This is a genomic window from Lentzea sp. NPDC102401 (assembly GCF_044765805.1).
Classification (GTDB): domain Bacteria; phylum Actinomycetota; class Actinomycetes; order Mycobacteriales; family Pseudonocardiaceae; genus Lentzea; species Lentzea sokolovensis.
Genome location: NZ_JBIWKS010000004.1, coordinates 14,852 through 39,633, shown reverse-complemented (window position 1 = coordinate 39,633; position 24,782 = coordinate 14,852). Strand labels below are relative to the sequence as shown.

Sequence of the window (24,782 nt, the reverse complement as noted above, 5' to 3'; positions counted from 1 at the left end):
TCAGAAGTAGGTACGGATCAGGTCGACCACGGTCGTGCCCTGCACGACCGGGATGAGCTGCCACTTGTCGAACACCGTGCAGGGATGCGAGAGACCGAGCCCGATCCAGTCGCCGACGCGGACCGTGGACTCCGGCCCCAGCGACAGGAACGCGTGCTGGTCGTTGAGGGCGGTGACGCGGGCCTGCGTCAGCGGGGCGATCGCGCCGTCACCGCGCCGCACGAGCTGGGGCTCCGGCAGGCCCTCGTCGAACGACGCGTCGCGCTTGCCGATCGTCAGCAACGCCAGGTCGCGCTGCGGCCGTGACGTCACCTGGGCCCACGCGCGCAGGGCGCTCTTGAACGGCTCGACGCCCTCGATGCGGGAGAACGGCGAGATCCCGCGGTAGAAGCCGTCGTCGTGCGTGATGTACGCGCCGCTGCGCAGCACCGGGGTCACCGGCACCGGCCACGGCTTGGCCAGCGTCGCCGCCACCTGGTCGAAGTACGCGCTGCCGCCGGCGGTGACGATGACCGAGTCCAGCTCGTCGAACAGCCCGGCGTCGGCCAGCCGCAGCACCAGCGTGCGCAGGTCGTCGAGATAGCCGTCCACAACGGACTGCGACGACTCGGAGGCGTCGTGCGCCAGCGCGCCCTCGTAGCCACCCGCGCCGACCAGTCGCAGCACCGGGCTCTGGTCCACCGCCCGCGCGACGGCCAGTGCCGTCTCCAGGTCCCGCGCGCCCGTTCGTCCTCCGGGAGCGCCGAGCTCGACGATCACGTCGACGGGCCGTCCCGGCTGGAGCTCCTGCAGGGTCTCGCTCATCAGCGCGACGCCGGCCTCGGAGTCGGCCCAGCAGCTGAACTCGAAGTCCGGGTCGCCGTCGAGCTCGCCGACCAGCCAGCGCAACGCCGCCGGGTCGAGCAGCTGGTTCGCCAGCAGGATCCGGCTCACCCCGAACGCCCGGTAGACCCGCAGCTGCGACGCGTTGGCCGCGGTGATGCCCCAGACGCCGTGCTCGATCTGCCGCTGGAACAGCTGCGGCGCCATCGTCGTCTTGCCGTGCGGCGCCAGCTTCACGCCGTGGTTGTCACACCACTTGGACATCGTCGTCAGGTTGTGCGTCAACGCGTCCGCGTCCAGCACGACGAGCGGTCCGACGAACTCGTCGGCGAACAGGTCGAGCCGCCGGTCGGCCACCTCACCGATCGTCGAACCGAACGTGCTCGACGGCAGGCCCTTGAAGCGCCAGCTGACCTGTTCCGACCTGATGTCCGCGACGGCCGAAAGGTCCATCTCCATCAGATGTTGCATATTTTGCAACTCCCATTGCGCGATGTGATGCTGAGTTGTGTAGCATTCGTACTCGCCGCCGTCAACGAACACCTCTGGAGCACGCATGCGGTTCGAACACGTCGGCGGTGTCGTGTGTCTCGGCGAGACCATGGTGATGATGGTTCCGGCTGAACCCGGTCCTGTGCATCTGGTGCGCACCTGGCACCGGGCCGTCGGTGGCGCCGAGTCCAACGTCGCCATGCACCTGACCCGCCTCGGCGTGCGGTCCTTGTGGGTCAGCGCGGTCGGCGACGACTCGTTCGGGCTCGCGGTGCTCGACACGGTGAAGGGCTTCGGCGTCGACGTGTCCGGCGTGCGGATCGACCCGTCCCGCCCGACCGGCCTCTACGTCAAGGAGGCCTCGCCGCACGGCAGCCCGGTGCGCTACTACCGGCGCGGTTCGGCGGCGTCGGGCATGGGGCTGGAGATGATCGACCGGCTCGGCCTCGGCGAGGTGAAGCTGGTGCACCTCAGCGGGATCACGCCCGCCCTGTCCGACTCGTGCCTCGAGCTGATGCGCGAACTGCTGCGGCGGCCGCGGCAAGGGTTCCGCATCTCGTTCGACCTGAACTGGCGTCCGGCGTTGTGGACCGACCGCGACCCGCGCGTGCTGCGGGAGCTCGCGGACATGGCGGACGTCGTGCTGGCCGGCTCCGACGAGGCGGAACTGGTCTGGGGCACCGGTGATCCCGCGCGGTTGCGGCAGTTGCTGCCCGGCCCGAGGTCGCTGGTGGTCAAGCAGGGTGCCGACGGCGCGACGCTGCTGGAAGGCGGCTCGTCGTACTTCGAACCGGCGCTGAAGGTCGAGGTCGTGGAGCCGGTCGGCGCGGGCGACGCGTTCGCGGCGGGCTTCCTCGCGGCCACCCTGGCGGGGGAGAGTCCGTCGGTCCGGCTGCGTGCCGGGCACCTGCAGGCGGCGTCCGCTTTGCTCACCGCCGAGGACGTCGGCGATCCTTTGCCGGACGACGTGACAGATCCGCTGCTGCACGCCGATTCGCAGACGTGGGCGTCCGCCCGCCTGGAGGTGTAGATGAGCCAGAGCCTCGACCGCGCGCTCACGCTGGTGAACCAGCTCGCGTCCGGTCCGAAGACGCTGGACGAGCTGTCCGGCGTGATCGGCGTGCACAAGTCGACGACGCTGCGGTTGCTGCGCACGCTGGAGTCGCACCGGTTCGTGCAGCGCGACGGCGTGCACCACTACCGCCTCGGCACCGCACTCTTCGACCTCGCGAACCTGGCTCTGGAGGAACGCGACGTCCGCCGCGCCTCCGAGGCCGCGTTGCGCGACCTGAACTCCCGCCTCGGGCACACCGTCCACCTCGCGTCCTACGAGGACGGTGAGGTGATCTACATCGACAAGTACGAGTCCCGGCACCAGATGCGGATGTACTCGCGCATCGGCCGCCGCGCGCCGTTGCACTGCACGGCCGTGGCGAAGATCCTGCTGGCCGACCTGCCCGCTCCGGCGTTGCAGAAGGTGCTGGCGGGCATGGAGTTCCCGCGCCTGACGGCGAACACCATCATCGGCCCGGCCGCGTACCTGGCCGAGCTGGAACGCGTGCGCGCCAACGGGTACGCCGTCGACAACTCCGAGCACGAGGACTTCATCCACTGCATCGCCGCCCCGATCAGGGGTGCGCGCGGTGAGGTGCTCGCGGCCGTGTCGATGTCCGTGCCGAAGGTGCTGCTCGACTTCGACGGCCTGCTGGCCCACCTGCCAGACCTGCTCGCCACCGCCGAAGCCGCATCGGCCGAATGCGGTTTTGTTTCCAGATAAGGGGAATTCCGTTGTCCAAGGTTGAGATCAAGACCGCTGACGCTCCGCAGCCGGTGGCCCGTTTCTCGCAGGGTGTGCGCAAGGGCAACATCCTGCAGGTGGCCGGCCAGGTCGCGTTCGACCCGAAGTCGGGCGAGATCGTCGGCACCACGGTCGCCGAGCAGACGCGCCAGACGTTCGCGAACCTGCACGCCGTGCTCGCCGCCGGTGGCGCGTCCATCGACGACGTGGTGATGATCCGCGTCTACCTGACCGACACCGCGCACTTCGCGGAGCTGAACGAGGTCTACGGCGAGTTCGTGACGGATCCGGCGCCCGCCCGCACCACCGTCTACGTCGGGCTGCCCGCCGGACTGCTGGTGGAGATCGACGCGCTGGCTGTCCTCGACTGATCCACTGTGCTACCGGTCAGGCACCCTCCGGCCGGAGGGTGCCTGACTCGTTCTCCGGGACCGGGAGTGGAAGCTGACGCGAAGATGACCTACTACCCGGATCTCTCGCCGTACGAGTACTTCAAGTCCGACGAGAAGATGCTCAACGTCGGCTGGCTCGACGCCGGCCACGACTTCCCGCGTGGTCCGCTGGCACCCGAGTTCGTCGACGCGCTGCTCGAACTCAACGAGGACGTCCAGAACCAGACGCGCGGATTGCATTGGTGCGTCTTCTGCAAGGGGGCGTTCGAAGACGTGCCGAACCCGCACCGATCGTCGGGTGGCGCCGCGGTGGGCTCGGCCGAGATCCACGCGGTGGGCGCCGACGGTGTGCGGTACTCCGCCCCCACATTGGTGATCCACTACGTGACCGAGCACGAGTACCAGCCGCCCGAGGCGTTCGTGGCGGCCGTGTTGTACACCGCGGACGTGAAGTTGTAGCCGCACTGCGGGGTCCTGCCGCTCACAGGCGGTTAAGGCCCCGCAGTGCGTTGTGGCAGCATCCGCTTATGAAGTGGTACGCGGACAGACCGGTCAGGTTCACGCGTCAACTGATCGCCGACCTCCTCGCCGTCGGCTGGGTCGGGCTCTGGATCTGGGTGGCGACCACCGTTCACGACTGGGTGCTCGAACTGAGGGCGCCGGGAGATGGACTGGTCAGCGCGGGCGGCAGCATCCGGGACGCCTTCACCAACGCCGCCAGCAAGGCCAGGGGTGTGCCCTTCGTGGGCGAGGACCTGGCGGGGGCGCTGGGCAACGGCAGCAAGGCCGGCGAGACGCTCACCAACGCGGGCAACGCGCAGATCGGCGTGGTCCAGGACTCCGCGTTCTGGCTCGCGACGGCACTGGTCGTCGTGCCGGTGCTGTTCCTGCTCATCACGTGGCTGCCCATCAGGCTTCGGTACGCCCGCAAGGCCGCCAACACCGCGAGCCTGCGGGGGATGCCGGACCTGCTGGCCCTGAGAGCGCTCACATCGTTGTCGCCGCGGGAGCTCGGCAAGTTCGACGGTGATCCCGCGGTGGCCTGGCGGACCGGGGACACGGACGTCATCGACGAGCTGGCACGACGTCAGCTCGCCTCGGTGGGGGTGCGGGCATGATCGCGCTGGCGGTGATCGCCGCCGTGGTGGCGATGTGCGCGGTGGCCGTGTCGTTGTGGCAGGCCCGCGAAGCGAAGCACGCCCAGGACGCCGCGAAGAAGTCCCACGAGGCAGCCACCAGGGCCCAGGAGGAGGCGCAGGCCGCGCGCAAGGCCGTCGAGCAGGCCACGGCGAGCGCTTTCCAGGCCAAGAACGTGGCGGAGGAGGCGAAGAAGGCCGCGGCGAAGGCCGAGGAGGCCGTCGGGAAGGCGGCGGAAGCGGCTACGGCGTCGCGGATGCTGGCCGACGAGGCGCAGGTCATCGCCCAGCAGATGACCGCACAGGTCAACGGACTCGTCGAGGTCATCGCCGCCCGCGGCAGCCGCAGCGGCATGCCGACGTTCGCCATCACGCCCGGCGCGCCCGACGAGTTCCGGCTCAGCTACTTCGGCGGGCCCGCCGTCATCGAGCAGCTCACGGTGTCCGTCGTGCCGGGCAGCCGGGTGCTCGGGCTCTCCCAGTACGACGACGAGCCGCCGGTCGAGCACCTCGAGGTGGGGCCGCTCCACAACGGCTCCGCCATCACCTTCCGGGCCGCCACCGGGCAACGGGCCAGCGCGGTGTTCCAGGTCAGGGCGGAGCCGTGGGAGCCGATCGTGGTGCGCGCCGAGTGATCAGCCAGGCGGCCGAGCTCGAAGGGCCGTGCGAGAACTGCGGTGCGCCGCGCACGGGTTGGGCGGTGCAACTCGTCCAGGACGGCGAGCTCCGGTGGGAGGAGGACTGGCAGTGCACCGGGTGCCAGGTCGCCTCGTGCGACCGGGGGCGGGGCGCGCCCGCGTGGATCCGCGACGAGATCCTGGCCCGGCACGGGGCCTGGTGCCTGACGCTCACCGACGAGGCCGTCGGAGGTGGAGCGCTGCTGAAGGCGTTCCGCGACGCGCTCGGGTTCTCCGTCGGGGAGGCCCAGGAGGCGGCGCGGGCGATGAGAGAGTCCGGCTACGAGGGCACCTACGTGGAGATGACGCTCGTAGCCGGCCTGCTGAACCTGGCTCCGCCGGTCAGTACACGGGACCCGTGAACTTCTCGCCGGGACCCTGGCCCGGTTCGTCCGGCACGGCCGAGGCCTCGCGGAACGCGCGCTGCACCGACTGCAGGCCGTCCTTGAGCGGGGCGGCGTGCGGGCCGAGGTACTCGGAGGTGGCCGTGATCAGGCCGGCGAGGCCGGTGATCAGGCGGCGGGCCTCGTCGAGGTCGCGGCGCGGGGAGTTGTCGGGGTCCGGGTCGGCGAGGCCCAGGCGCTCCGCGGAGGCGGACAGCAGCATCACCGCGGCCCGGCTGATCACCTCGATGCTGGGGACATCGCCCAGGTCACGGATGCTGTCTTCAAGCGGATCGGTCACACCCCATTCAAGCAAGCCCCCGTGCGGGGGCGACGTCACAGGGCCGCGATTGGGGGGTTGACAAGAGCGTCTGCTAGTATTTCGGACGCGACCAGCTCTCGTTAGTGCGAGAGCGGCAAGTGGAGCCCCGCTCCCACCCGCGTTCACCGCTTCTTGAGGTGGCCGGGTCCGGTCCTCCAGGCTACTGGCACACGGGTGCTCGAAGTTCTGGGGTGAGATCGGTCGGAAGCGGGCCCCTTCACCGGGAGACGGTGACGGGGCTCTTGTTTTTGGCGCAACCGAGTCTCAAAGGACGTGAATGACAAGTCCCTCGAACCGCGGTGCACCCGTCAGCACCGAGCCGCGCATCAACGACCGCATTCGGGTGCCGGAAGTTCGTCTGGTCGGGCCGAATGGTGAGCAGGTCGGGATCGTTCGCATCGAGGACGCGCTCCGACTCGCGCAGGAAGCGGATCTCGACCTCGTCGAGGTCGCCGCTCAGGCTCGCCCGCCGGTCTGCAAGCTCATGGACTACGGCAAGTTCAAGTACGAGACGGCGCAGAAGGCTCGCGAATCTCGTCGGAACCAGCAGCTGACGGTCATCAAGGAGCAGAAGCTCCGCCCGAAGATCGACCCGCACGACTACCTGACGAAGAAGGGCCACGTGGCCCGCTTCCTCTCGCACGGGAACAAGGTCAAGGTGACCATCATGTTCCGCGGTCGCGAGCAGTCGCGCCCCGAGCTCGGCTACAGGCTTTTGCAGAAGCTGGCGGAGGACGTCGCGGAGTTGGGCTTCGTCGAGTCGAACCCGAAGCAGGACGGCCGCAACATGATCATGGTGTTGGCGCCGCACAAGAACATCAAGCCGCGCGTGGTCAAGCAGGACGACGACGCACCCGAGGCGGATGACACCGCCTCGGAAGAGGCGTAGGACGCACGCCCGCCCCCGACCCGGTGGGTAGCACGAGACGAGGACGGAAATGCCGAAGAACAAGACGCACAGCGGGACCTCGAAGCGCTTCAAGGTCACGGGCAGCGGCAAGATCCTGCGGGAGAAGGCCGGCAAGCGCCACATCCTGGAGAAGAAGTCCAGCAAGGTGACGCGTCGCATGAGCGGCACCGCGGTCGTGTCCGATCACGACGCCCCGCGCATCAAGAAGCTGCTCGGTCTCTGACCCGCTTCGACACCCCCTAGCTAATTCGGGAAACCGGCCCCCGACGCCGGTTTCCCCATGAGATCGACAGGATGTACCCGTGGCACGCGTCAAGCGGGCTGTAAACGCCCAGAAGAAGCGTCGTACCGTTCTCGAACTGGCCAGCGGTTACCGCGGCCAGCGCTCGAGGCTGTACCGCAAGGCCAAGGAGCAGGTGCTCCACTCGCTCAACTACGCGTACCGCGACCGCCGTGCGCGCAAGGGCGACTTCCGCAAGCTGTGGATCCAGCGCATCAACGCTGCTTCCCGTGCGAACGGCATGACCTACAACCGCCTCATCCAGGGCCTGCGCCTGGGCGGTGTCGAGGTCGACCGCAAGATCCTCGCGGACCTCGCCGTCCACGACGCCACCGCCTTCACGGCGCTCGTCGAGATCGCCCGCAAGGCGCTCCCGGCCGACGTGAACGCTCCGGCCGGGAGCCAGGCCTGAGCGACAACGCTCGCGCGCACCACCGACCCGAGGCAGATCCGTTCACCGAACGGACGCCTCGGGTCGTTGCTGCTCGCCACCTGACCCGCCGCCAGGGCCGCGACAAGACAGGTCGTTTCCTCGTCGAGGGCGCCCAGGCCGTGCGCGAGGCACTCGCCTGGCGCAACGGCGAGGTGCACGAACTCTTCGTCACGGCGACGGCCGCGCAGCGCAACGCCGAACTGCTCCAGACCGCCTCGGAGCAGGGCATCCGGATCAGCGAGGTGACCGACAAGGCCGCCGACTCGTTGTCGGAAACCGTGACGCCCCAGGGCATCGTCGCGGTCTGCGACGCCGTCCCGCAGCCTCTCGACCAGGTGCTGCGGGGAACTCCGCGCCTTGTCGCCGTGCTCTACGGCGTCTCCGATCCCGGCAACGCGGGCACCGTCACGCGCGTGGCGGACGCGGCCGGAGCGGACGCGGTGATCTTCGCGGGCGACACGGTCGACCCGCACAACGGCAAGTGCGTGCGCGCCTCCACCGGCTCGCTCTTCCACCTGCCGATCGCCCGGTCCCGCGACGCGGACGAGGTCTTCGCCGCGTGCCGCCAGGCCGGCCTGAGGCTCGTGGCCGCCGACGGCTACGCGGAACAGGACCTGGTCGAGGCCTCCGCGCAGGGCGAACTCGGCCGGCCGACCGCGTGGGTGTTCGGCAGCGAGGCCCACGGCCTGCCCGACGACGTGGTCGCGAAGCTGGACACGTCGCTGAAGGTGCCGCTGTACGGCGCCGCCGAGAGCCTGAACCTCGCGACGGCGGCCGCTGTCTGCCTCTACGCCTCCGCCAGGGATCAGCGCAGCTGAACGGGGAGTGACTCGATGCCCCTGGTCATCCTCCCGCCGATCCACTGTGGACGGAAGTCGGCCGCGAACCGGTAGTCCGGCAGCAGGCTGAGCACCTCCTCGGCGACGACCCGCATCTCCAGCAGCGCGAGGTGCTCGCCCACGCACCGATGCACGCCGTACCCGAACGCCAGGTGCGGGTTCCGGTCGCGTTCGCAGCGGAACTCGGCGGGCTCGGAGAACACCGCCGGGTCGTGGTTGGCCGCGTTCAGCACGAGCAGGACCTTCTCGCCGCCGGACACCACCTCCGTGTCCCGCAGCGCCGTCCGCGCGATCCCCACCACCGGTGCCTCGATCCGCAGGCACTCGTCGATCATCCGCGACAGCAGCGCGGGCTCGCCGAGAAGGCGTTCTCGCAACCCGTCCACGGTCGCGAGGAAGTAGAGCATCGAGCTCAGGCCGTGCACGGTCGTCTCGTGCCCGGCGATGATCAGGATGGTGAACATGTTGATCTGCTCGTCGGGCGTCAGCGGCCGCCCGTCCACGGTCCCGTCCGCGATGGCGAGCGCCACCGTGTCCGCGCCGGCCGCCCGCTGCTGCTCCAGCTGACCGGCGATGTACTCCTGGAACTCCCGATACGCCCGATCGCCGGACTCGCGATCGCCGGTGCGGGCCGCGACGAACATGACCTCCAGCCAGCGCACGAACTTCAGGCCGTCGTCGGGTGGCATGCCGAGGATCAAGGCGATGGCGGCCGGCGGCAGGTAGTGCGCGAGGTCCGTCACGAGGTCGCCCTCGCCGCGCGCGAGCATGTCCTCGATCCGTTGCCGGACCAGCGTGCGCAACGTGTCGTCGTACTTCGCCACGGAGGTGCGGGTGAAATGCCGCTGCAGGATCCTGCGGTACGTGGTGTGCAGCGGAAGGTCGTAGTCGATCGGGGGCTTGCCGGTCATCGTGAGCCGCGGGATGGCGATGCCATGTGCTGAGCTGTACGAGCCGTGGTCGCCCAGGATCTGCTTGATCAGGTCGTAGGTGAGAGCTGCGGTGAACCCGCCGTGCTTCGAGGAGTGCGTCACCGGGCACTGCGTGCGCAGGTTCGCGAGCACCTCGTTCAACGGGTTGGACGAGCAGCGGATCGATGTGGTCGAACTGCCAGTCAGGGTGCACACCCCTTACCACGCCCGAAATTCGCTGGCGGTTCGGCGAGCGTCTCGTATCGTGTCTCAGTGCGCGAATCAGAGATCGAGATCCTGTGCTCCCAGCTCGCCTCCTACTACGTCTTTCCGGACACCGCCAACGAGATCGCGAAGGTCCTGCGCGCTCATCTGGACGAGGGCGCTTACTCCGATGTGGACGATGACGAGGAGTTCGCGGCCAAGGTGACCGCGGATCTGCAGAGCGTCAACGGCGACAAGCATCTCCGCCTGCTCCACAGCGCCGAGGAGGTTCCCGAGACCGGCCAGGAGTCGGCCTGGGACCCGGTGGCCTACAAGAAGGAAGCCGAGCAGGACGCGTTCGGCATCCACAAGGTCGAGCGGCTCGAAGGCAACGTCGGCCTGCTCGAGATCCGCCTGCTGCACGACGCCGAGATCGCCACCCCGGCCTACGTCGCGGCGATGAACCTCATCGCGCACACCGACGCGTTGATCATCGACCTGCGCGAGAACCGCGGCGGCGACCCGCACACCGTCCAGCTGATCTGCAGCTACCTGTTCGACGAACCCGTGCACCTCAACGACATCTACAACCGCCCGGAAGACGCGACCTACCAGTTCCGGACGCTCCCGCACGTGCCCGGTCCGAAGTTCGGCGGCACGAAGCCGGTCTACGTCCTCACCAGCGCCCGCACGTTCTCCGGCGGCGAGGAACTGAGCTACGACCTCCAGCAGACCGAGCGCGCCACCCTCATCGGCGAGACCACCAAGGGCGGCGCCCACCCCGGCGACCGCTATCGGGTCGGCCCGCACCTCAAGTCGTCCATCCCCAACGGCCGCGCCATCAACCCGGTCTCCGGCACCAACTGGGAGGGCGTCGGCGTCGTCCCGCACATCAGCGTGCCGGCGGAAGAGGCGTTCGAGGTCGCCTACGAGAAGGCGACCTCGAACAACAGCTAGTCCAACCGAGCCGTCAACTCGCGCACGAGCGGATCGGTACCGGACGGCTTGTTCTGACGCCGCAACGCCTCCGACAGCACCGAGAGCACGGTGGAGACCTGGTTGTCGTCGGGCAGCAGCGATGCCGCTCGGCGCGCCTCGGCCTCCGCGCCCTCGGCGTCGTCGGCGTTGAGGAGCACGTGCGCCGCCTTCAGCACGACGAACACTCGCCAGCCCTCGTCGCCCAGCGACACCACGAGCGCCTCGGCGTCGCGGTACTGCTTCATCGCCAGCGCGAACTCACCGGCCTGGCCGTGCACCCACGCGCGGATCGCGGCGATCTCCGCCTGCCTGCGGGTGACCTCGGTCGGGTCGTCCAGCAACGGCAGCAGCGCCTCGGCCTCGTCCACGGCCGCACGCGTCTCGGTGATCTCCTCGTCGGGCAGGTTCGACGCCAGCTCGACCAGCGAGCCGATCGCCTCCGAGAGGTTGCCCTCCTGCTGCCACAGCGCGGCACCGGCGCGCCAGGACGCCGTCGCCTCGTCGTGCTTGTCCAGCCGGCCCTGCACCGAGGCGAGCGCGTCGAGCAGGAACGCCCGCCGTCCCGTCTCCTCGGGCGGCAGCAGATCCGCGGCCTCCCGCAGGTAGCGCTCGGCCGCCGGGAGCTCGCCCAGCTTGCGGCACACCTGCCCGAGCCGGAACACCACCTGCAGCCGCAGGTCCTCCTGGCCGTCCTGCAACAGCCGCAACGACTCCTCGAGAACCTCGGCGGCCTCGACGAACCGGTCCGTCTGCACGTACCCGCCGCTCAGCGCGAAGCAGAAGTGCGCGGTGTGGCCGGGGGAGAGGTGCACGCGCGAGATCGCCACGGCCTCGCGGAGATCGCCCAGGCAGGCACCTTCCTGGTCCAGCTCCTGGATCGCCGCGACCTGGTACCAGCGCGCCTCCGCCGATTCCGGCAGCGGGAACGCGGACACGAACGCACGCGCCGTCGCCACCGCCTCCGTGACCTTGCGCAGCACGGTCTCCAGCCGCAGCTGCAGCCGGTAGCCCTCGAACCGCGCGTTCAACGGCAGCTCGCCCGCCATGGCCGCCAGCACGTCCGCATAGGCGCCTTCGACGTCCTGCTGCCGTGCCTTGTGCTCCGCGGACTCGATCACGACTCGCCCGCGCAGCTCCGGAACGTCCAAAGAGGACGCCAGCGCGATCATCTCGTCGGCCCGCTCGTGCGCGTGCGCGTCGTCGTGCAGCTCGGCCAGCGACAGCGCCGCGACCGTCCGCGTGTAGTCCGTCGTCGCCTCGGCCAGGCACCGTTGCGCGAGCTCCAGCCCGCCTTCCAGGCCCATCGCGAGCCGCGCCTGGTACCGCAGCGCGAGGTCCGCGGGCAGCGCCGTCAGCATCTCGTCGAACGCCGCCGGGTCGAACGGCACCAGCCCGGTCGTCATCCGCCGGATGCCCGCGTGCGCCGCGAGATCGGGCGGCAGCAACGAGTCCATGTCCGCGGGCAGCGAGTCGAGCATCCGCCGCGCCTTCACGAAGTCGCCCTGCTCGTACAGCAGCACCATCGACTCGGCGATCTCCACGGGGTCGCCGAACACGACGGACTCCTCGGCCGGAGCGGCCACCGGTGCGGCCGGCACCGCGAGCTCGACCACCGGGTAGTCCTTCTGCTCCAACGCCTGCGTGACCCGGTCGAGCCACGCCGGCGTGCCGTTGCGCTCGTCGAACTGCTTCGCGAGCTGGATCGCGCGCTTCGACAGCCGGTCGAGCAGCTCGGCGGCCGTCCGGGTGCCGACCGCGGGGACCTCGAACACCGTGTCGGCCGGAAGACGCCGCAGCAGAACGGAAGCGCACTCCGCGAACGACATCTCGTCGGCCGGCAGCTGCACGCCCGTCACCTTGTGCAGCGACCTGCGCAGGATCTCCTCGCCGCGCGACAGGTTGCCCGTCAACGCGCAGAACCGGATGTGTTCGTGCACGTACGAGGTGATCTCGTCGTCCTTGATCAACCGGTACGCCGTGGTGTGCGCGTGCGCGGCCTTCTCGACCTCGCCGGTCTCCAGCAACGGCCACAGCAGCGCGGACAGGATGCCCTGCGGCTGCGTGGCACAGCCGGTGTTGCCCGACAGGCCTTCCCAGCCGTGCGCGGCGGCCTCCTGGTGACGGCCCAGCCGTGCCAGCATCCAGACCTGCTCCTCGATCACGCAGGCCTCGCAGTCCGCCATCGGCCCGCGTTCCGTGGCGAGATAACGCCCCAGCTGCTCGGCGAGGCCGACCATGTCACCGATGTGGTACGCGTACTCGGCACGGGCGCCGTGCACCGGCTGCACCGAGAAACCGAGCTTGGAGTAGCGGTCCGCGAGCTGCCCGATCACGGCCTGCAGCTGCTCCAGCGAGAACTTCGGGTCCCGGCGCAGGCCCGTCGCGATCCACTTGTGCGCCCAGTTCAGCGAGTGGACCTCGTACTCGTTGAACGCCTCGGGATCCTTCTCCTCCGCGGCCCGCACCCACGCGAACGGCGCGAGCATCAGGTCGTAGCGCGAGAGGTAGTAGGCCGAGTCGATCAGCGCGGTCCGGCACGACACCCCGAGCGGCAGGTGCCCGAGCGCGTCGGACATGCGCGCGGCCCGTTCCAGCGCCTCGTGCTTCGGCATGCCCGTGGGCATGTTGTACGCCTCCAGGAACGCCCTCTCCGCGTCTTCAGCGGTGAAGTCGGCCATGTTCACTTACCCCCAACGGCGCGGTCCAGCAGTTCCAGGAACGAGCGGTTCAGCGCCGCCGTGTCCTTCGGTCGCATCGCTCGCCGAGCCTGCAGAACGGCGTGCACGTAAAGAGATTCGAGCGTCAGCTCCACCAGCGACGGGTCGTTCAACCGCGCGAGCCGTTGCACCAGCGGGTTGCGGCAGTTGAGCACCAGCTGCTCGGGACGTGACGAACTGGAGCCGGCGGTCAGCTGCCCGAGCAGCTCCGCCCACAACGGGTCCGTCACCTCCTCCGCGGTCTGCTCGGTGTCGAGCTTGCGCTGCTGCTCGGCGTTGCTGATCAGCAACGCCGGCAACGAGACCGGGTCGAAGTCGCGGATCACCGCGTCGCAGTCGTGCCGATCCAGCGCCGCCGCGCCCTCCGCCAGCCGCAGTCGCAGCGCCGTCTCGATCTCCGGTTCCGGATCGGCCAGCGCCGCCAGCAGTTCCGACGGAGCCACCCGGCGCGCGACGGCCGGGCCGTCCAGCGCGCTGAGCCGGTTCAGCAGCTCCATGTCGTAGGCGTAGCCGGCGTTCACGAGCCCCAGGCCCTGCGCGGCCGCGACCGGCGCCAGCTGGTGGAACTCGTCGACGTCCGGGATGTAGAGGATCGCGCCGTGCTTGCGCTTGAACTGCCGCAACGGGATCGCGCCCTCGGTGGTCTCGAACGGCAGCCAGCGCTCGACCAGCCGCAGCATCTCGTCGTCCGAGCGCGCCAGCGACTTGATGCCCAGGTGGTGCGCGGCCAGCAGCTCACCGGCCCGGCGCGGTTCGATCGCGTCCAGCCTGATCAGCCAGTCGCGGATCTGCTCGCCCAGCTCCTCGCGCACCGCCAGCAGCATCTCGTCCTGGTAGAGCGACTCGCGCGACGCCGTCGGCCGGATCGCGGACGCGTCGACCACGCACCGCACGAAGTACGCCCAGTCGGGCAGCAGGCCCTCGACGTTGTCGCCGACCAGCATCCGCTTCAGATACACCCGGTGCGTCTGGCGCGTCCCGGGATGGACCCCGGACGGCAGCACGAACGCGACGCCGGTCAGTCCCGCCGCCTCGACCTCGATCGGGATCGCCTCGAACGGCGTGAACCCCAGAACCTGCTCGCAGTACGCGGAGAGATCGGCGTCCTCGTCGTCCCACGGCCGTTCGCCGCGGGTGACCTGGGCACCGTCCAGCGTCACGGTGGCCGGCAGCAGATCGCCGTAGTCGCTCACCAACGGCCGCACGACGTCGGCTTCGAGCCAGTGCTCGTTGCCACGTGAGGCAGTCAGCTTCACCGTCGTACCGACCGGCACACCGTCCGCGGTGTCCACTTCGGACACGGTGTAGTTGCCCGACGAGTCCGCCTCCCACCGCACGGCCGGACCGCCGCGGGAGGACCGCGTGACGACCGTCACGGACGAGGCGACGAGGAAGCACGACAGCATGCCGACGCCGAACTGGCCGAGGAACCCCTCGCGGGCGAACCCCAGGTCGTCCCGCTTCGAGGTGCGGCCGAGCGTGGACAACAGCTCGTGGACCTCGGCCTCGGTGAGCCCCACGCCGGTGTCGGTGATCGTCAGCGTGGAACCGCAGGTGATCGTGACGTCGGCGGGGCAGGACGGGTCGAGCTCGCGCCGTGCCGTGATCGCGTCGACGGCGTTCTGCAGCAGTTCGCGCACGTAGACGCGCGGGCTGCTGTACAGGTGGTGGCTGAGCAGGTCGATGATGCCGCGCAGGTCGACGCGGAAGGTGTGCGACATGATGCCGCCCATCCTAGGGACGACGTGAGGGCGATGCCGCTCTTTAACGGAACGTCCCGGAGCGGTCAACAGCGCACCCACTAGGATCGGCCTGTTGATTACCTGTTGTCCGCTGTGGGTCAAAACTGGGAGCTGTCCACAAACCATGTCCGGAGCCAACGACCCGTACGACCCGAAGCAGGTCGCGGCGCTGTCGGCCGAGAACCTCGACGCGGCCGTGCAGAAGGCGCGCGAGGCGTTCGCCGGTGCTGCCGACCTCGAGGCACTGGCCGCGGTCAAGCCCGGCCACCTCGGTGACCGGTCGCCCGTGCTGCTGGCCCGCCGCGAGATCGGCGCCCTGCCCCCCAAGGCCAAGGCCGAGGCCGGCAAGAGGGTGAACGAGGCGCAGTCCGCGATCAAAACCGCGTTCGACGAGCGCTTCGCCGTGCTCCAGGTCGAGCGCGACGAGCGGGTGCTGCGCGAGGAGTCCGTCGACGTCACGCTGCCCTGGGACCGCTTCCCGCGTGGCGCGCGCCACCCTATCACCACGCTCGCCGAGCGCATCGGTGACGTCTTCGTGGCCATGGGCTACGAGATCGCCGAGGGCCCCGAGCTCGAGACCGAGTGGTTCAACTTCGACGCGCTGAACTTCGGCAAGGACCACCCGGCCCGCTCGATGCAGGACACGTTCTACATCGCGCCGGGTGACTCGCAGCTGGTCCTGCGCACGCACACCTCTCCCGTGCAGGCCCGCACGCTGCTCGACCGCGAGCTCCCGGTGTACGTCGTGTGCCCCGGCCGCACGTTCCGCACCGACGAGCTCGACGCGACGCACACCCCGGTGTTCCACCAGGTCGAAGGCCTCGCGGTCGACAAGGGCCTGACGATGGGCCACCTCAAGGGCACGCTCGACGCGTTCGCGCGCGCCATGTTCGGCGAGGACTCGAAGACCCGTCTGCGCCCGAGCTTCTTCCCCTTCACCGAGCCGTCGGCCGAGGTCGACGTGTGGTTCCCGGAGAAGAAGGGCGGCGCGGGCTGGGTCGAGTGGGGCGGCTGCGGCATGGTCAACCCCAACGTCCTGCGCGCCACCGGCGTCGACCCGGACGTCTACTCGGGCTTCGCGTTCGGCATGGGCCTGGAACGCACGCTGCAGTTCCGCAACGGCCTGCCCGACATGCGCGACATGGTCGAAGGCGATGTCCGCTTCACCCAGCCATTCGGAACGGAGGCCTGATCCGGTGCGAGTCCCGGTCAGCTGGCTGGTCGAACACCTCGGTTTCGACGAAGTCCCCACGCCCGACGAGCTCGCCGAGGCGTTCACCCGCATCGGCATCGAGGTCGAGGAGGTGAGCCCGCTCGGTCCCGTGACCGGCCCGATCGTCGCCGGTCGCGTCGTCGCCATCGAGGAGCTCACCGAGTTCAAGAAGCCGATCCGCTACTGCCAGGTCGAGGTCGGCCCCGAGCAGGTCAACAACATCATCTGCGGCGCCACGAACTTCGTCGAGGGCGACTCGGTCGTCGTCGCGCTGCCCGGCGCCGTGCTGCCGGGTGGCTTCTCGATCGCCGAGCGCAAGACGTACGGCCGCGTGTCCCAGGGCATGATCTGCGCCTCCGACGAGCTCGGCATCGGCGACGACCACTCCGGCATCCTCGTGCTGCCCACCGGCACCGCACAGCCCGGCGACGACGCGCTGGAGCTGCTCGGCCTGAACGACACGGTCATCGAACTGGCTCCGACCCCGGACCGCGGCTACGCGTTCTCGGTCCGCGGCCTGGCCCGCGAGATCGCCTGCGCGCTCGACGTGCCGTTCGGCGACCCCGGCCTGATCGAGGTCCCCGAGCCCGAGGGCGAGGCGTGGCCGGTCCACATCGAGGACCGTCCCGGCTGCTCGCGGTTCGTGGCGCGCCGGGTCACCGGTGTCGACCCGACCGCGCCCACGCCGTGGTGGATGCGCCGCCGCCTGATGCTCGCGGGCATGCGGTCCATCTCGCTGCCGGTCGACGTCACGAACTACGTGATGCTCGAACTGGGCCAGCCTCTGCACGCGTTCGACGCCGCTTCGCTGTCCGGCGCGCTGACGGTCCGTCGCGCGCTGGCGGGGGAGAAGCTCACGACGCTGGACGACCAGGTCCGCGCGCTGGACGTCGACGACATCGTGATCGCCGACGACTCGGGCGTGATCTCGCTCGCCGGCGTCATGGGCGGCGCGTCCACCGAGGTGGGCGACAGCTCCTCGGACATCCTGCTCGAGGCCGCGAACTGGGACCCGGCGTCCATCGCGCGCACGGTCCGCCGGCACAAGCTGCCGTCCGAGGCCGCGAAGCGCTTCGAGCGCACCGTCGACCCCGCGCTGGCACCGGTGGCGCTGGAGCGGGCCGCGAAGCTGCTCAACCACTACGCCGAGGGCCAGATCAAGCCCGGCCGCACCGACGTGGGCGCGCCCGCGCTGCCCGAGCCGGTGTCGATGCCGATCGACCTGCCGGACCGCATCGCCGGTGTCCGCTACGCCCGTGGCGTCACGGCCCGTCGTCTCGGCCAGATCGGCTGCCAGGTCTCCGTGACCACCTCGGACGACGGCCAGACGATCGTCACGGCCGTGCCGCCGACGTGGCGCTCCGACCTCGTGCAGCCCGCCGACCTGGTGGAGGAGGTGCTGCGGCTGGAGGGCTACGACACGATTCCCTCCGTGCTGCCGCCCGCCCCCGCCGGCCGCGGCCTGACCGAGCAGCAGCGCCGTCGCCGCACGGTGTGGCGCACCCTGGCCGAGGACGGTTTCGTCGAGGTCAAGCCGTTCCCGTTCATCGACCCGTCGGTGTTCGACGCGTTCGGTCTGGCCGCCGACGACATCCGGCGCAACACGGTCGGCGTGCTGAACCCGTTGGAGGCGGACAAGAACGTCCTCGCGACGACACTGCTGCCGGGCCTCCTGGAGACCCTCCAGCGCAACCTGGCCCGTGGTGCGAAGGACGTCTCGCTCTACAACATCGCCCAGGTGACGCTGCCGCGCGCACAGCAGGTGCCGGTGCCCGCGCTCGGCGTGGACCGCAGGCCGACCGAGGCCGAGGTGGCCTCGCTGCTGGCCGCGCTGCCGCACCAGCCGCTGCACGTCGCCGGTGTCCTCACGGGCCACCGCGAGCTGGCCGGGTGGTGGGGCAAGGGCCGCGTCGCCGAGTGGTCGGACGCCGTCGAGGCCGCCCGTCGCGCCGCCCAGGCGTACGGGGTCACCCTGCGCGTCGTGGCGTCGGACCTGCTGCCGTGGCACCCCGGCCGCTGCGCCGAGTTGCGCGTCGGCGACTGGCCCGTCGGTCACGCCGGTGAGCTGCACCCGAAGGTGATCGAGGCGCTGGGCCTGCCCAAGCGCACGGTGGCGTTCGAGCTCGACCTGGACGCGCTGCCGCTGGACGACCACCGTCCGGCCCCGATGGTGTCGCCGTACCCGCCGGTGCTGCTGGACGTCGCGCTGGTCGTGGACGCTTCTGTGCCGGTGCAGTCGGTGTCCGAGGTGCTCCGCGCGTCCGCGGGCGACCTGCTCGAGGACATCCGCCTGTTCGACGTGTACACGGGTGAGCAGCTGGGCGAGGGCAAGAAGTCGCTCGCGTACTCGCTGCGCTTCCGGGCGTCGGACCGCACGCTGACCGTCGAGGAGGCGACCGCGGCCCGCGATGCCGCCGTCACCGCCGCCGGCGAACGTCTGGGTGCGGCTCTGCGCGCCTGATCGGCCACGATGGACGAGGGCCCGGGGTTCCGCACGAATCCCGGGCCTTTCCACGTCACCAGGACACACCGATGAATTGCCGGTGAAAGTTCGCTCGTTCGGCTGAATGCCACTTTTCGGGATTTGGGATCAAACCAGCAGGTGGTAGCCCTGCGTAGCTGTCAAGGTGCCAAAGGTCCTGCATTACAAAGGGAAATTGGCAACCTTCTGACGCTTGCGCGGTACGTGAAGGTTCTCCAAGATTGGCGACGCGGCCCGCCAGGGCCGAGGGGCGAAGCGATGAACCACCGGGCGAGTCTGGTCGCCGGTCCGGTGGGGAGCTAGAGGCGAACCCACCGCCTGGGAGCAACAACTCTGGAGAGTTGCGCCATGCGTAGTCTGGGTCCGCGCCTTGAGATCGCCGTGTCCTTGACGATCCTCATGCTCGGCGCGGCGGTCGTGGCGGCCATGCACCTCACCTGGCCAGACCCCGAGACGCCCGCGATGGCCTACTCCGTGAGCAGCGGCGAGTCGGGCATGCAGCAGCTCAAGCCGTTCGAGATCAACGACATCTCCGGCGCGGCCGTGGAGCTCAAGCCGGGTGCCGTGGGCGAGCGCAAGGTGCGGCTGTCCAACCCGAACCCCGTCGGCATCATCGTCGAGAGCCTGTCGGCCGTGCCCGGTCAGCCGCTCGACGCCACCCAGCAGCGCGTGGAAGGCTGCCCGGCCGGTGTGCTGACCGTCGTCCCGCTCACCGATGTCGTGGACATCCCCGCTGGTGGCGCGGTCGAGGTCACGATGAAGGTCGAGGTCGCCCAGGACGTGCCGGCGGAGTGCGCCGAGCTCGTCTTCCCGCTCACCTACTCAGGTCGCGCGAAACACGGCTAGCCAGCCGTTCGCGCGCCGAGGGCCAGGCGCCTGGTAGAGCGTCGCAGCTATCTCTCTTGGCTGTCACCTGCACGGTTGGCGGTAGCTGGCGTGATCAGCAAACGATTGCGTCGGCAGTTTTCTACCGCCAACTCGGCGGTGACGTGCGTGAGAGCGCGACCCTCCGGGCTTTCGCTAACGAGCGACCAGGCCGCCCAGTCCTCTGCCCGGCTCAACGGAGTGCAACCAAGCCGCGACGCTCTACTAGAGGTGTTTCAGAGCCTCGCGCCGTGACAACGGCGACAGCCCCGGCCGCGCCTCGACGAACGCGCGCACCCAGCCCGGTTCGGTCTTCGCGAACTCGCGGAGCGCCCAGCCGATCCCCTTGCGCAGGAAGAAGTCGGGGTCGTCCGCGTTCGCGTCGACGCACGCCGTCAGCAGGTCGACGTCGGTCGCGCCCTTGAAGCCGAGCTGGCAGATCACCGAAGTCCGCCTCCGCCACCTGTCCGCGTCGACGGACCACTTCAGCATCAACGGCCGCACGATGTCCGGTGTCGAGCGCAGCAACGGCCCGACGCGCTTCGACGCGATCTCGTCCACGTAGTCCCACCACGCGCCGGTCACGATCATCTCGTCGAACCACGGCATCAGGTCGACGGACTGGAACCGGCGATCCCCGCTCAGCGAGAGCGCGACATAGCGTTCCTCGCGATAAGTGGCCTCACGCCACAACGTCTGGATCGCGTCGAGCCACTCGTCCCGGCCGGGCAACTGGGGCAGCGACTTCAGCAGCGCCACTCGTCCCGGTTTCTGGACACCGAGGAACGGCATGTCGGACTTCATGTACGCCTGCATCTCGGGCGCCTTCACCGGATCCGCGAGCTCCTCGAGTCCCGCTCGAACCGCGTCGATCAAGGAAACCTTAAGTGTCACGCCCAAACGTTATAGGCATTAGGAGTAGCCCTGTTGAGATTTATGGCCCCATCGGTACCGAAAGTGCTAACGAACCCGCAAAACATCACTTGACCGGGGGCTTCTGTGAACAGAATGGGTGCCTGGCCCCTATACAGTTCGCGTTCATGCGCGTGCTCATGGTTGTGGCGGCGCTCGTGCTCGGCAGCATGGGTGCTACCAAAGCGGACACGGTGGATTACCTGGATCTGCCGCTGGTGAACGGAAACGGCGAACAGCGGGGTGGAGTGCACCCCGATCTGCCGTCCGACCGTGCCGCGCTGGAGCAGGCGCTGACCGGATACCGGGCCAGGGGCATCGCGCCCACGCGGTTCAAGGCGTTGCTGTGGCACTACTGGATCGTCCGCGCCGCCGAGGACGCGGGCGTCAACCTGTCCGAGTGGGACCCTCAACGCACCGCCGACTCCAACCGCGCGGTGATCTTCGCCGTCTACGACTTCTACGCGAAGCTCTACCTGACCCACCCGGACACGTTGCGGTGGATGGGTTTCGCGAACATCGGCGCCCCCGCGTTCGCCGCCGGCATGCTCGATCTCGGCACGGTCCCGGAACTGCGCTGGTTCTCGTCGATGCTGATGTCGATGCAGAAGCACATCTTCATGGACCTGGGCGCGATGCACGCCGCCTATCTGCACGGCGGAATCGAGGCCGTGCAGGAGATGCGCGACGCGGGCGTCATCGACCCGGACACCACCGCGGCGTGGGCGGATCCGGCACAGGCGGTTCTGGAGTTCTCGTCCCGCGAACAGAACCTGGTGATCGCCGACCAGTTCGACCGCATGCGGTCCCGGCTGTTACCGCCCGGCGAGATGGTCACGTACGCGATCACGGTCGCCGGGCCGATGCCGGTGCCGGGCGGGAAGACCCCGGCGCGGTACCGGCCGTTGTTCGGCGGTCCGCTGCCCGCGTTCAACTACGCGGACCGGGTGGCGCGCTGGGACTTCCTGAGCAACGACACGGTTCCCGCCTACGAGCGCCTGAGCGCGGACGCCGTGCGCAGGATCGTGCAGCGGCCGTTCGCGGATCGTGTCGCCGATTACCGCGCCAGGGTCCGGTTGCTCGACCTGGTGCTGCCGTTCAGGAGCAACTCCGGAGTTCGCTGAGCACCTTCAGCCGGTCCTCCTCGATGATCCGGCGCGTGGTGACGCGATCGGGGTAGCAGCGCATGAACATCGAGGTGAAGTGCGTGCCGTAGTGGATGGTGTCGCCGTCCGGGTCGTCCAGCGGGCGCATGACGGCATCGAAGTTCGGCTCGTGGAAGTAAGCCATCGTGAACCGCTCGCGGGTGTTGAGCAGGACCTTGTGCGGCGTGGACAGCAGTTTGCCGCCGGTGAGGAACTGCAGGACGTCACCGGGGAACACGGTGACGACGCGTTCGACCGGTGCGACGAAGTTCCAGCCGTGGGCGTCCTGGAAGCTGCCCGCCGCCGACTCGTCCGCGAGCCAGTTGCGCGGCCGGTCCTCGCCCTCGATCGGCGGGCGGACGAAGAGGCCGCCGACGTCGTCCTGCGCGGCCAGCACGAGCATCCCGTAGTCGGTGTGCGCGCCGATGCCGCGGTCGGTCTCGGACCTGGTGGGGAAGCGCAGCACCCGCATGTGGTGCCAGCCGTCGACGGTGAGCCTGGTGAACGTGTCGATGTCGAGCCCGAAGCCCAGTGCGGTGAGCTGAAGGACGCGTTCGCCGGCACCGCCGAGCATCGTCATGAACTCCCGCATGGCGTCGCGGTAGCGCTCGTCCGGCCACGGAACCGGTCCGTGGCACGGCCATTTGCCCACGACGCGGGAGTCGTCGAGCGGAACGTCCTTGCAGATCGTGAAGATCTCCGAATAGTCCGCGATGCCGTCGGTGACCTCCTCTCCGGACGCGATGTAACCGGAATAGGTCAGGTCGCTCACAAACCGTGACTTTTCTTCGAGCGTCAATCCGTGGAAGAACCGTCTGCTGGCGGCCATTGCCGCCGCTGTGGTCCGGTCCTGAGACGCGTCGGTCGCGATCTGCAGGATCCCGTCGGCTTGCCATGCCGCGATGAGCCGGCGGCCGAGCTCGGCGTCGTCGTCCGAACCGGTGACGGTCTCGGGAAGACGGAAGGTGCGAAGTCCTGTCATGGACTCACGCACGACACAATTCATCGCAAGGTTCATATTTCTTTCGGGGGTGGAATCGAATCCGTCTTAGTAGGCTGACGACCATGACGCCGTACGACTACGACCTGATCGTCATCGGCTCTGGCCCTGGTGGCCAGAAGGCGGCGATCGCGGGTGCGAAACTGGGCAAGCGCGTAGCGATCATCGACAAGCAGGAGATGGTCGGCGGTGTCTGCGCGAACACGGGAACCATCCCGTCGAAGACGCTGCGCGAAGCCGTCATGTTCCTGACGGGCATGAGCCAGCGCGAGTTGTACGGCGCGAGCTACCGCGTCAAACAGGACATCACCATCAACGACCTGATGGCTCGCACGCAGCACGTGATCGGCCGTGAGGTGCAGGTCGTGCGCGCGCAACTGCACCGCAACGGCATCGATCTGCTGAACGGCTTCGGCCGGTTCGTGGACGAGCACACCGTGACGGTGGACGGGGCCCACCGCGGCGACCACACCACGATCACCGGCGAGTTCATCGTCATCGCGACCGGCACGACACCGGCCCGCCCGTCCGTCGTGGACTTCGACGAGGAGCGGATCCTCGACTCCGACGAGGTCTTCGCGCTCACCGAGATCCCGTCGTCGCTGGTCGTGGTCGGCGCGGGCGTGATCGGCATCGAGTACGCGTCGATGTTCGCGGCCCTCGGCACCCGCGTCACGGTCGTGGAGCAGCGCGAGAAGATGCTCGACTTCTGCGACCCGGAGATCGTCGAGTCGCTGAAGTTCCACCTGCGCGACCAGGCCGTGACGTTCCGCTTCGGCGAGAAGGTCGTGAACGTCGAGGTGTCGCAGGGCGGCACCATCACGACGCTGGCGTCCGGCAAGCGCATCCCGGCCTCCGCCGTCATGTACTCCGCTGGCCGGCAGGGCACCACCGAGAAACTGGAACTCGCCGCCGCCGGGCTGGAAGCGGACAACCGCGGCCGGCTGAGCGTCGACGAGCACTACCGCACGCCCGTCGAGCACATCTACGCCGTCGGTGACGTGATCGGCTTCCCGGCGCTGGCCGCGACGTCGATGGACCAGGGCCGCCTGGCCGCCTACCACGCGTTCGGCGAGCCGGTGCACGACCTGACGGCGTTGCAGCCCATCGGCATCTACACGATCCCGGAGATCTCGTACTGCGGCGCGACGGAGACCGAGCTCACCTCGTCCGCCGTGCCGTACGAGGTGGGCATCTCCCGCTACCGCGAGCTCGCGCGCGGCCAGATCATCGGCGACGCGTACGGCATGCTGAAGCTGCTGGTGTCCACTGTGGACCGCAAGATCCTCGGCGTGCACGTGTTCGGCACCGGCGCGACCGACCTCGTGCACATCGGCCAGGCCGTGATGGGCTGCGGTGGCACGGTCGACTACCTGGTCGACACGGTCTTCAACTACCCGACGCTGTCCGAGGCCTACAAGATCGCGGCCCTGGACGCCACGAACAAGATCCGCGCGCTGGACCGCTTCACGACCCGGTGATCACGACCGGGTGAGGCCGGCGTCGTGGGCCACGATGGCGGCCTGCACGCGGTTGGCGCACTCCAGCTTGGGCAGGATCCGGCTGATGTGCGCCTTCACCGTGCCGGTCGCCATGAAGAGCTGCTCGCCGATCTCGGTGTTGGACAGTCCCTCGCCCACGAGCCTGAGCACGTTGCGCTCGGTGTCGGTGAGCGCGTCGATCTTGCGGCGCGCGTCCGATCCGTCGTTCGGCGCGAGCAGGTGCTTCTCGATCAGGCGCTTGGTGATCTGCGGGGCGAGGATCGGTTCGCCCCGCGCGGCCTTGCGGACCGCGTTGATCAGCTCCTGCGGCGGGGTGTCCTTGAGCAGGAACCCGGTCGCGCCGACCTTGAGGGCCTGGGCCACGTAGGAGTCCTCGCCGAACGTCGTGAGCATGACGACGCTGACCCTCGACGCGATCTGCTCGGCGGCCTTGAGGCCGTCGCCGCCGGGCATGCGGATGTCGAGCAACGCGACGTCGACCGTGTGCTTGAGGGTCAGCTCGACGGCCTGCCTGCCGTCGCTCGCCTCGGCCACCACGGTGATCTCCGGGTCGTTCTCCAGGATCAGCCGGATGCCGGCCCGCATGAGCGTTTCGTCGTCGGCGATGAGAACTCGGATCACGCCCAGC

25 protein-coding genes are annotated in these 24,782 nt (G+C 69.2%); 17 read left to right on the top strand and 8 right to left on the bottom strand.

Going from position 1 to position 24,782, the window contains the following annotated elements; genetic code table 11:
• On the bottom strand, window positions 1–1,281 hold the full coding sequence (locus tag ACIRG5_RS15165) for an amino acid deaminase (RefSeq protein WP_402905006.1): 1,281 nt from the start codon (window positions 1,279–1,281) through the stop codon (window positions 1–3).
• Between the two features lie 97 nt (window positions 1,282–1,378).
• Between ACIRG5_RS15165 and ACIRG5_RS15160 the strand changes: the two genes are divergently transcribed.
• From ACIRG5_RS15160 to ACIRG5_RS15130, 7 genes are all read left to right on the top strand, one after another.
• Window positions 1,379–2,344, top strand: coding sequence for a sugar kinase (locus tag ACIRG5_RS15160; RefSeq protein ID WP_402905004.1), 966 nt, complete (start codon window positions 1,379–1,381; stop codon window positions 2,342–2,344).
• Entirely contained in the window at window positions 2,345–3,091 is a 747-nt protein-coding gene (locus ACIRG5_RS15155) for an IclR family transcriptional regulator (RefSeq protein WP_402905002.1), read from the top strand.
• A gap of 11 nt (window positions 3,092–3,102) precedes the next feature.
• Window positions 3,103–3,483, top strand: a complete 381-nt coding sequence (locus ACIRG5_RS15150) for a RidA family protein (protein WP_402905000.1) — start codon at window positions 3,103–3,105, stop codon at window positions 3,481–3,483.
• A 66-nt stretch (window positions 3,484–3,549) separates the two neighbouring features.
• Window positions 3,550–3,963: a hypothetical protein gene (locus tag ACIRG5_RS15145; protein WP_402904998.1), complete on the top strand. Its 414-nt coding sequence runs from the start codon at window positions 3,550–3,552 to the stop codon at window positions 3,961–3,963.
• A 68-nt stretch (window positions 3,964–4,031) separates the two neighbouring features.
• Window positions 4,032–4,622 carry a hypothetical protein gene (locus tag ACIRG5_RS15140; RefSeq protein ID WP_402904996.1) on the top strand — a complete coding sequence of 197 codons (591 nt, stop codon included), beginning with the start codon at window positions 4,032–4,034 and terminating at the stop codon, window positions 4,620–4,622.
• Window positions 4,619–5,275 (top strand): hypothetical protein, encoded by a 657-nt coding sequence (locus ACIRG5_RS15135; protein WP_402904994.1) that lies wholly within the window; start codon window positions 4,619–4,621, stop codon window positions 5,273–5,275. The genes ACIRG5_RS15140 and ACIRG5_RS15135 overlap by 4 nt, the downstream gene beginning before the upstream one ends.
• The gene (locus ACIRG5_RS15130; RefSeq protein ID WP_402904992.1) at window positions 5,272–5,679 is read left to right on the top strand and encodes a hypothetical protein; all 408 of its coding nucleotides are present in this window, start codon (window positions 5,272–5,274) and stop codon (window positions 5,677–5,679) included. The genes ACIRG5_RS15135 and ACIRG5_RS15130 overlap by 4 nt, the downstream gene beginning before the upstream one ends.
• Here the strand turns inward: ACIRG5_RS15130 and ACIRG5_RS15125 are convergent.
• A complete protein-coding gene (locus tag ACIRG5_RS15125) occupies window positions 5,660–6,001 on the bottom strand; it encodes a DUF1844 domain-containing protein (RefSeq protein ID WP_093596535.1) in 342 nt (113 codons plus the stop codon). The genes ACIRG5_RS15130 and ACIRG5_RS15125 overlap by 20 nt on opposite strands.
• Window positions 6,002–6,299: 298 nt before the next feature.
• On the opposite strand from ACIRG5_RS15125, the gene infC reads away from it, so the two are divergent.
• The 4 genes from infC to ACIRG5_RS15105 all read left to right on the top strand — a co-directional run bounded on the left by infC (window position 6,300) and on the right by ACIRG5_RS15105 (window position 8,463).
• Entirely contained in the window at window positions 6,300–6,911 is a 612-nt protein-coding gene (gene infC, locus ACIRG5_RS15120; protein ID WP_093596532.1) for a translation initiation factor IF-3, read from the top strand.
• A gap of 49 nt (window positions 6,912–6,960) precedes the next feature.
• On the top strand, window positions 6,961–7,155 hold the full coding sequence (gene rpmI, locus ACIRG5_RS15115) for a 50S ribosomal protein L35 (protein ID WP_258948200.1): 195 nt from the start codon (window positions 6,961–6,963) through the stop codon (window positions 7,153–7,155).
• Window positions 7,156–7,234: 79 nt separating this feature from the next.
• Window positions 7,235–7,624 (top strand): 50S ribosomal protein L20, encoded by a 390-nt coding sequence (gene rplT, locus ACIRG5_RS15110; RefSeq protein ID WP_319976984.1) that lies wholly within the window; start codon window positions 7,235–7,237, stop codon window positions 7,622–7,624.
• Window positions 7,621–8,463, top strand: a complete 843-nt coding sequence (locus ACIRG5_RS15105) for a TrmH family RNA methyltransferase (RefSeq protein ID WP_402906164.1) — start codon at window positions 7,621–7,623, stop codon at window positions 8,461–8,463. Before rplT ends, ACIRG5_RS15105 begins: the two co-directional genes overlap by 4 nt.
• On the opposite strand, the gene ACIRG5_RS15100 is transcribed toward ACIRG5_RS15105, so the two are convergent.
• Window positions 8,451–9,611: a cytochrome P450 gene (locus ACIRG5_RS15100; RefSeq protein ID WP_402904988.1), complete on the bottom strand. Its 1,161-nt coding sequence runs from the start codon at window positions 9,609–9,611 to the stop codon at window positions 8,451–8,453. The two genes, ACIRG5_RS15105 and ACIRG5_RS15100, sit on opposite strands and share 13 nt — an antisense overlap.
• Window positions 9,612–9,668: 57 nt before the next feature.
• Here ACIRG5_RS15100 and ACIRG5_RS15095 point away from each other — a divergent pair, with 57 nt between their 5' ends.
• Window positions 9,669–10,556 carry a S41 family peptidase gene (locus tag ACIRG5_RS15095; protein WP_402904986.1) on the top strand — a complete coding sequence of 296 codons (888 nt, stop codon included), beginning with the start codon at window positions 9,669–9,671 and terminating at the stop codon, window positions 10,554–10,556.
• On the opposite strand, the gene ACIRG5_RS15090 is transcribed toward ACIRG5_RS15095, so the two are convergent.
• The gene (locus ACIRG5_RS15090) at window positions 10,553–13,255 is read right to left on the bottom strand and encodes a hypothetical protein (RefSeq protein WP_402904984.1); all 2,703 of its coding nucleotides are present in this window, start codon (window positions 13,253–13,255) and stop codon (window positions 10,553–10,555) included. The two genes, ACIRG5_RS15095 and ACIRG5_RS15090, sit on opposite strands and share 4 nt — an antisense overlap.
• A 2-nt stretch (window positions 13,256–13,257) precedes the next feature.
• Window positions 13,258–15,015, bottom strand: a complete 1,758-nt coding sequence (locus ACIRG5_RS15085) for an HSP90 family protein (protein WP_402904982.1) — start codon at window positions 15,013–15,015, stop codon at window positions 13,258–13,260.
• A gap of 145 nt (window positions 15,016–15,160) precedes the next feature.
• Here ACIRG5_RS15085 and pheS point away from each other — a divergent pair, with 145 nt between their 5' ends.
• From pheS to ACIRG5_RS15070, 3 genes are all read left to right on the top strand, one after another.
• Window positions 15,161–16,228 (top strand): phenylalanine--tRNA ligase subunit alpha, encoded by a 1,068-nt coding sequence (gene pheS, locus ACIRG5_RS15080; protein WP_402904981.1) that lies wholly within the window; start codon window positions 15,161–15,163, stop codon window positions 16,226–16,228.
• 4 nt (window positions 16,229–16,232) lie between these two features.
• Window positions 16,233–18,710: a phenylalanine--tRNA ligase subunit beta gene (gene pheT, locus ACIRG5_RS15075; RefSeq protein WP_402904979.1), complete on the top strand. Its 2,478-nt coding sequence runs from the start codon at window positions 16,233–16,235 to the stop codon at window positions 18,708–18,710.
• 369 nt (window positions 18,711–19,079) lie between these two features.
• Window positions 19,080–19,577 (top strand): hypothetical protein, encoded by a 498-nt coding sequence (locus ACIRG5_RS15070; RefSeq protein ID WP_402904977.1) that lies wholly within the window; start codon window positions 19,080–19,082, stop codon window positions 19,575–19,577.
• A gap of 243 nt (window positions 19,578–19,820) precedes the next feature.
• Here the strand turns inward: ACIRG5_RS15070 and ACIRG5_RS15065 are convergent, their stop codons facing one another.
• Window positions 19,821–20,489 carry a DNA alkylation repair protein gene (locus ACIRG5_RS15065; RefSeq protein ID WP_402904975.1) on the bottom strand — a complete coding sequence of 223 codons (669 nt, stop codon included), beginning with the start codon at window positions 20,487–20,489 and terminating at the stop codon, window positions 19,821–19,823.
• 146 nt (window positions 20,490–20,635) lie between these two features.
• On the opposite strand from ACIRG5_RS15065, the gene ACIRG5_RS15060 reads away from it, so the two are divergent.
• The gene (locus tag ACIRG5_RS15060) at window positions 20,636–21,631 is read left to right on the top strand and encodes a hypothetical protein (RefSeq protein ID WP_402904973.1); all 996 of its coding nucleotides are present in this window, start codon (window positions 20,636–20,638) and stop codon (window positions 21,629–21,631) included.
• On the opposite strand, the gene ACIRG5_RS15055 is transcribed toward ACIRG5_RS15060, so the two are convergent.
• Entirely contained in the window at window positions 21,606–22,634 is a 1,029-nt protein-coding gene (locus ACIRG5_RS15055; RefSeq protein WP_402904971.1) for a 2-oxoglutarate and iron-dependent oxygenase domain-containing protein, read from the bottom strand. The two genes, ACIRG5_RS15060 and ACIRG5_RS15055, sit on opposite strands and share 26 nt — an antisense overlap.
• A gap of 83 nt (window positions 22,635–22,717) precedes the next feature.
• On the opposite strand from ACIRG5_RS15055, the gene sthA reads away from it, so the two are divergent.
• On the top strand, window positions 22,718–24,133 hold the full coding sequence (sthA, locus tag ACIRG5_RS15050; protein WP_401032769.1) for a Si-specific NAD(P)(+) transhydrogenase: 1,416 nt from the start codon (window positions 22,718–22,720) through the stop codon (window positions 24,131–24,133).
• Here the strand turns inward: sthA and ACIRG5_RS15045 are convergent, their stop codons facing one another.
• Window positions 24,134–24,775, bottom strand: a complete 642-nt coding sequence (locus ACIRG5_RS15045; protein WP_402904969.1) for a response regulator — start codon at window positions 24,773–24,775, stop codon at window positions 24,134–24,136.
• Window positions 24,776–24,782 lie beyond the last annotated feature (7 nt).

What these genes read in the sequence shown, in the direction of transcription:
- ACIRG5_RS15165 (WP_402905006.1), bottom strand. Translation starts at nt 1,281, where the DNA reads ATGGAGATGGACCTTTCGGCCGTCGCGGACATCAGGTCGGAACAGGTC.
- ACIRG5_RS15160 (WP_402905004.1), top strand. Translation starts at nt 1,379, where the DNA reads ATGCGGTTCGAACACGTCGGCGGTGTCGTGTGTCTCGGCGAGACCATG.
- ACIRG5_RS15155 (WP_402905002.1), top strand. Translation starts at nt 2,345, where the DNA reads ATGAGCCAGAGCCTCGACCGCGCGCTCACGCTGGTGAACCAGCTCGCG.
- ACIRG5_RS15140 (WP_402904996.1), top strand. Translation starts at nt 4,032, where the DNA reads ATGAAGTGGTACGCGGACAGACCGGTCAGGTTCACGCGTCAACTGATC.
- ACIRG5_RS15135 (WP_402904994.1), top strand. Translation starts at nt 4,619, where the DNA reads ATGATCGCGCTGGCGGTGATCGCCGCCGTGGTGGCGATGTGCGCGGTG.
- infC (WP_093596532.1), top strand. Translation starts at nt 6,300, where the DNA reads ATGACAAGTCCCTCGAACCGCGGTGCACCCGTCAGCACCGAGCCGCGC.
- rpmI (WP_258948200.1), top strand. Translation starts at nt 6,961, where the DNA reads ATGCCGAAGAACAAGACGCACAGCGGGACCTCGAAGCGCTTCAAGGTC.
- ACIRG5_RS15090 (WP_402904984.1), bottom strand. Translation starts at nt 13,255, where the DNA reads ATGGCCGACTTCACCGCTGAAGACGCGGAGAGGGCGTTCCTGGAGGCG.
- ACIRG5_RS15085 (WP_402904982.1), bottom strand. Translation starts at nt 15,015, where the DNA reads ATGTCGCACACCTTCCGCGTCGACCTGCGCGGCATCATCGACCTGCTC.
- pheS (WP_402904981.1), top strand. Translation starts at nt 15,161, where the DNA reads ATGTCCGGAGCCAACGACCCGTACGACCCGAAGCAGGTCGCGGCGCTG.
- ACIRG5_RS15070 (WP_402904977.1), top strand. Translation starts at nt 19,080, where the DNA reads ATGCGTAGTCTGGGTCCGCGCCTTGAGATCGCCGTGTCCTTGACGATC.
- ACIRG5_RS15060 (WP_402904973.1), top strand. Translation starts at nt 20,636, where the DNA reads ATGCGCGTGCTCATGGTTGTGGCGGCGCTCGTGCTCGGCAGCATGGGT.
- ACIRG5_RS15055 (WP_402904971.1), bottom strand. Translation starts at nt 22,634, where the DNA reads ATGACAGGACTTCGCACCTTCCGTCTTCCCGAGACCGTCACCGGTTCG.
- sthA (WP_401032769.1), top strand. Translation starts at nt 22,718, where the DNA reads ATGACGCCGTACGACTACGACCTGATCGTCATCGGCTCTGGCCCTGGT.